The following is a 5,305-nucleotide window of genomic DNA, read 5'->3' as shown; positions in this document are numbered from 1 at the left end:
CTATAAAGAATATCTTTTATTATAGTACATTATCCAAAAAGGTGGCTTATAATTATTTTTTTAATTTTTTATAAAATATATGATAAAAATACTTTAAATTACATTTAAAGAATGTTCATATAATATTTTTAAAAAAATAAATGTACTATGGAACAGTCCCTATCATAATTAAATCAAGTAAATTTATATACTTTAAAAAAGATAGATTACTTAAATTAATTAAAGAAAAAAATAATTATAAAACTAAAAATAAAATGGAGAATATTAAAATGAGCGAATTTCAAGAGCAATTAGACAAAGTAGAAAAATTTCATGGTCATTTATGTGGCGGAATAGTAATGGGAACTAAAATGACAATGTTAGCAATGAAAGAATTAGGTTTTAATTTAAATGAACCAACAAAAGATTTAGTAGTTTTTGTGGAAATTGGTAGATGCATGGCTGATGCTGTCCAGGTGGTAAGTGGTTGCACACTTGGAAAAGGATCATTAAATCTCTTAGATTATGGGAGATTTGCAGGAACATTTTTAAAAATATCCACTGGTGAAGCAGTTAGGATTACAGATATGGATATTCAAACACAAGTTCCAGGTGAAAGTAAAGAAGAACTAATTGAAAGATTAACAAATACTTCTAATGATGTTTTATTTAGAATAGAAAAAGTTAGAGTTAGATTGAGAGAAGGTGATCTTCCAGGACATTCTTCAGACAATAAAATAGTCTGTCCTATTTGTGGAGAAATAGTTAAAGATAACCAGCACATTATCCAAAATGGTGTAGCTTACTGTAAGGCATGTGTTGTCGAATCATACTATGAAAAACTAGATTAATAATTTAATTAATACTTTAAACACCATAACATTCTTATAAATAAATTATAAAAAATTATGTTATTAAATACTGCAATATTAAAATAGTTATATTTTCTTGAATGCTGTAGAATATAATGAACTTCTTTCAAAATTTATATCTAATTTAAAATTAACAGTGCAAAATTTCAAAGTTATTGAAGAAGTTACTGGGATTATTGGAAATGCTGAAACTATTTAATAGCCACTTTCTCATTAATCACAGTTTTTAATATTAAATATACATACTTAATACTATATTTAATAATATATTTAATATATTAAATATATTTACATTAAGCAAAATATAGAACCTTTTTAAAATAATAAAAAAATCAATAGGTAAGAAGTTGAAATTATGGATAATAATAGTGGAATAGCTGATATAATAATAGACAAGCACAATATAGATGATGAAACTTTTAATAAGGAAAATATCATCTTGAACTTTGAAGAATACATTTCTTTAAGTTCTACAGGAGTTAGTAGTTTTTTAAATTATAAAGATGAAAACAATACTGGTAGAGAATTTTACATAACTGGCTCCATTTTCTCTAAAAAATTAGATGGCATATTAAAAGCATTTGATGAGAAAGTCATAAACAGCCCAGACTTTATTAAAATAAAAGAAAAAGATAAATATTTTATCGAAAATCTCAGAAACGAAAGAGCTTTTAAGAAATTTAAAAAATCAAAAAAGAATAGAAACATTAAACCAAGATTTGAGACTATAATTAACATGGTAAAAACTTTAAAAGGAATAGGTGAAAACGAAGGTGAAATGGAAGAGTATGGAGATCTTATTTCAGAACTTTTAGCTAATTTAGAAAAAACAATAGAAAATTTGGAACTTATTGAAAAAGCTATTAAAAATATTGAAGCTAATTAATATGGTATATTACCTAACTTTTTTAACATTTTATGTATTCGTCTAGCCCATTTTCAAAAATGATGGAGAGCCTATAAATTCATTAAATAACTCTGTAAAACGATTTTTTAAATATTTCTCATTTTTAATGAAGTCATGTGATAATTCTATCTTTATTTTTCTCCATACATCTTCAATAGGGTTTAATCGGGTGATTTTGATTGTAAGTAGATTAAGTTCATATTTAAAATTTCAGCTGTTGTTTTAATTACTTCTGCATGGTGAACAGTGTAATTGTCTAAAACTGTGTGTATTGTTTTTTCTTTTTCAAATGGCTTTTTAATGTCTGTTTTTTCTGTGAGTAGTTCTATTAGGTTTTCTTTTTTCTTTTCTTCTATTTTTTTCGTGTTTGGAGTTAGTTTATTGAGATAGTGTTTATTTTTGTTTATGGCTTCATCGTATGTTATTTTGTCATCAAATAGGTTGTTATTGGTTTTTTCTATTGTATCTTTTATATTTGGTCTTTTTTCTTTAAAATAGTTTTCAATACATTCATTAGATAAGTTGTTATGGTTTAGAAGTTCTTTTAGGATTTTTTTGCTTCAAGGTTTTCTGTGTTTTCTATTCTGAATTGTATAAATATTTTTGAGAATTCAAATCCTCTGGTATTGGGTATTATTGTAAAATATGAGTTTCCATTGGCTGTTTAGAATCCTGTTGCATTTATTTTGAATTTTTTTCTATTTTTTTTTTGATTGTGTTTTTAGTTCCTGGTTCGTGGAGTGTTCTTGTGGAGTTTGGAAGATTGTCCAGAGAAGTGTCTAAGAATGCTAAAATTTCGCTGTATAGGTCTATTTCTTCGGTGTTTTTTTTAGAAGTTCTTTACTGTTTTCTGGTTTTCCATCGTAATATGGGAATGGTTTTGTGTAGTTTAGTCCAAATTGTTTTCGGACAATGATCCATACTTGTTTATAAGTGTATTTAATGCTGTATTTCTCAAATATAAGTTTTTTAACATTATTAATTGTGTAATCACTCTTTTTATCGACTAGTATTTCTCTTAATTCATCTTTTTGTTCATTTGTTAAGTAAGATGGTCTTCCACCACTAAATTTTGGCATTAAACCTTCATAACCTTCTTCATTATATTTTTTTAGCCAAATAGATCCTGTTTGCCTTACAACATAACTATTTCAGAAGCTTCTTTAATATTTTTTCCTTTTTTAATAAATCTAATGAAATATACTATATTCTTGAATATTGTAGAATATAATATACAACTAAAAAGAGTTCGCTTATTGTTGTAAAATATAAAGAATTTTTAAAAAAAAGGTTCATCAAAACTTTTTATCAAAAATAAAGAAAATTAAATAAAAGTGTTTTAAATTAGAAAAAATAAGAAAGTTTTCATCAATCCGAAGGTGGAATCATAATTAACTTTCCTGTTTCTGGATCTTTATAGACCGTTCCCATATTTTCCATTCCTGATGATTCTCCACTTGAAATATCTGCTGTGCCATTGTAATCTTGAGCTGTTTCAACATTAACGGCTTTTTTAATGGCTTCAGAAATTCTCTGTTTTTCTTGAGGAGTGGAATCTGAAAAAATAACACTCTGCATGTTCATAGACATAATAGCAAAAATTAAAAATCCAACAGCTAAAACAAGCATTACATCAGTCATATTTGCTATACCACTCATTGGATCTTCATCATTAGATGCCTTTTTAAATATTTTTCTCTTTCTAAGTGACATTTTTTCCCCTATTCATTTTAAAAATTAAATTGATAAGTTAATTAAATAAAATAATAAGTTAATTAAATAAATTAATAAGCTAATTAATTTAATTTCTCTTCAACAATCTCTAAGGTTGAAGTAATTAAAACATCTAAGTTTGAGAGATCCTCTTCATACCATCTTTTTCTAACTCTTGAAACTACATAAGAAATCGTTGCAGCTGCCAAACCTGCAACAGTAGTATCAAAAGCAACTATAATTGCTTGAGCAAGACCTTGAATATCTCCAGCACCAAGAGCAGCTAATCCTGGACCCATAGGAATTAAAGTACCCATCAATCCTAATGTTGGACCAATTCTAACAACAGTATCTGTTTTTTCAACAGATTTTTCCATTCTAATTTCTTCTTTTTCAATTAACTTTGATGCTAAAGCTTTTCTAGTTTCAACTGAAAATTCATTTGTATCTATGGCTTTTATTAAATCATCTTTGTAAAATTGAGCTATTGAAAAATCTTTAACAATATCCTTCATTTGATCAAAATCTGTTGAATTTCTCAATTGTCTTATTAAATCTTCCATGTTTGAAATTTTAAATTTACGACGAGTACTATACTCTGAAATAAACCCACCTAAACTTATTAACGCATATACAACAAAGAGTACAAGGACAATAATAACAGGAATTAAAAGACTTTGAGATATAGCATGTAACAATTGAGATAAAATTTGACTACCAATAATTTCCATTAAATCACCAATTATGTATAAAATAAAAATTTAAAATATTATATTACTAACTTAAAATATTAATAATACTAACTTGAACTACTATAATACTAACTTAAACTCTATAATATTAACTTAAACTACTAGTAACACTTTTAAAAGATTAGAATGAAAAATAATAGAAAATATAACCTTAATACTAATCAATAATTATTTAAATTTTAAGATAAATTATTCAAGATAAATGGGAAAACTTTTTTGTTCTTTTTAACAAAAATCCAAGTAAAACTGAAGCAATTAAAATAGCTAAAAAATAAAAAAGCATATTTAAATCAGTTAATTGAATTAAGGGAGTTTCTGCTTTTAAAGCTCCTTGAAGAGCTGGAACAAACATATATACAAATAACGAATATAAACCTGTAAAAATTGAAAATATACCTACAATAATTCCAGAATTTATATTAAAAATTTTAAATAAATAAACAATTCCAACTATTAACAAAATAGAAATAATTGAGAAAATAAAGCTTAATTGAATTACTGGTATCCATACCTTTGGTGAAGTGTATAAAATATGAATTAAAAATGATATGTAAGAAATTACAAATAGTAAAGGTATGGAGCTATTGTCTGAAATTCTTTTAAAAAAAATCTTTATTCTTGAAATATTCTTATTATAATGAGGTTTTTCTTTAACAATTGAAAAAGGTAATTTAGTCTTATTTTTTAGCTCATAAATTAATCTAAAACCTACAAACACTGAAACCATCCCAACAATAACCATTAAAAAGTTAATATTATTATTTACAAAAGTCATGATATTTTCAAGGAAAAAATTACAAATAAAAACAGATAAAAGAAGAATAATTGCAAAGTAAGCAGAAATCATTATGGATTGTAATCTTTCAATTTTAAATCTATTTAAAGCTAAGCCAATAGCTGTTGAAAACAAGACAACTATAATTAAGGATTCAATTAAATTTCCTTCAATCATTTAAATACCCATTAATAAACTAAAATACTGTATAAAAAAATAATAAATTTTTATAAATATTAATAAAACGATATATACATATTAATAAAACGATATGTAATAGATATTAATAATTTAATAGCATATAAAT

The 5,305-nt window shown here is 24.8% G+C and carries 7 protein-coding genes; 3 read left to right on the top strand and 4 right to left on the bottom strand.

Annotated elements, in window-relative coordinates; genetic code table 11:
• Positions 1 to 269 precede the first annotated feature (269 nt).
• The 3 genes from MBCUR_RS00885 to MBCUR_RS00880 all read left to right on the top strand — a co-directional run bounded on the left by MBCUR_RS00885 (position 270) and on the right by MBCUR_RS00880 (position 1,737).
• Positions 270 to 830, top strand: a complete 561-nt coding sequence (locus MBCUR_RS00885) for an FmdE family protein (protein ID WP_067089059.1) — start codon at positions 270 to 272, stop codon at positions 828 to 830.
• Between the two features lie 97 nt (positions 831 to 927).
• Complete coding sequence (locus MBCUR_RS10905) at positions 928 to 1,050, top strand: hypothetical protein (protein ID WP_281190502.1); 123 nt, start codon at positions 928 to 930, stop codon at positions 1,048 to 1,050.
• A 156-nt stretch (positions 1,051 to 1,206) separates the two neighbouring features.
• Positions 1,207 to 1,737 carry a hypothetical protein gene (locus MBCUR_RS00880; RefSeq protein ID WP_067089056.1) on the top strand — a complete coding sequence of 177 codons (531 nt, stop codon included), beginning with the start codon at positions 1,207 to 1,209 and terminating at the stop codon, positions 1,735 to 1,737.
• 830 nt (positions 1,738 to 2,567) lie between these two features.
• On the opposite strand, the gene MBCUR_RS00875 is transcribed toward MBCUR_RS00880, so the two are convergent.
• From MBCUR_RS00875 to MBCUR_RS00860, 4 genes are all read right to left on the bottom strand, one after another.
• Complete coding sequence (locus MBCUR_RS00875) at positions 2,568 to 2,879, bottom strand: helix-turn-helix domain-containing protein (protein ID WP_157077491.1); 312 nt, start codon at positions 2,877 to 2,879, stop codon at positions 2,568 to 2,570.
• 247 nt (positions 2,880 to 3,126) lie between these two features.
• Entirely contained in the window at positions 3,127 to 3,471 is a 345-nt protein-coding gene (locus MBCUR_RS00870) for a DUF2149 domain-containing protein (RefSeq protein WP_067089052.1), read from the bottom strand.
• 83 nt (positions 3,472 to 3,554) lie between these two features.
• Positions 3,555 to 4,202 carry a MotA/TolQ/ExbB proton channel family protein gene (locus MBCUR_RS00865; protein WP_067089049.1) on the bottom strand — a complete coding sequence of 216 codons (648 nt, stop codon included), beginning with the start codon at positions 4,200 to 4,202 and terminating at the stop codon, positions 3,555 to 3,557.
• A gap of 214 nt (positions 4,203 to 4,416) precedes the next feature.
• Positions 4,417 to 5,175, bottom strand: a complete 759-nt coding sequence (locus tag MBCUR_RS00860; protein WP_067089047.1) for a hypothetical protein — start codon at positions 5,173 to 5,175, stop codon at positions 4,417 to 4,419.
• Positions 5,176 to 5,305: the final 130 nt, after the last annotated feature.

This window comes from Methanobrevibacter curvatus (assembly GCF_001639295.1).
GTDB classification, from domain to species: domain Archaea; phylum Methanobacteriota; class Methanobacteria; order Methanobacteriales; family Methanobacteriaceae; genus Methanoflexus; species Methanoflexus curvatus.
The sequence above is the reverse complement of the archived record's forward strand: the minus strand, read 5'-3'. Positions and strand labels throughout refer to the sequence as shown.

Bases quoted from the DNA above. Each gene is read 5' to 3' on its own strand.
- MBCUR_RS00865 (WP_067089049.1), bottom strand. From the start codon at position 4,202: ATGGAAATTATTGGTAGTCAAATTTTATCTCAATTGTTACATGCTATA.
- MBCUR_RS00860 (WP_067089047.1), bottom strand. From the start codon at position 5,175: ATGATTGAAGGAAATTTAATTGAATCCTTAATTATAGTTGTCTTGTTT.
- MBCUR_RS00880 (WP_067089056.1), top strand. From the start codon at position 1,207: ATGGATAATAATAGTGGAATAGCTGATATAATAATAGACAAGCACAAT.
- MBCUR_RS00885 (WP_067089059.1), top strand. From the start codon at position 270: ATGAGCGAATTTCAAGAGCAATTAGACAAAGTAGAAAAATTTCATGGT.
- MBCUR_RS00870 (WP_067089052.1), bottom strand. From the start codon at position 3,471: ATGTCACTTAGAAAGAGAAAAATATTTAAAAAGGCATCTAATGATGAA.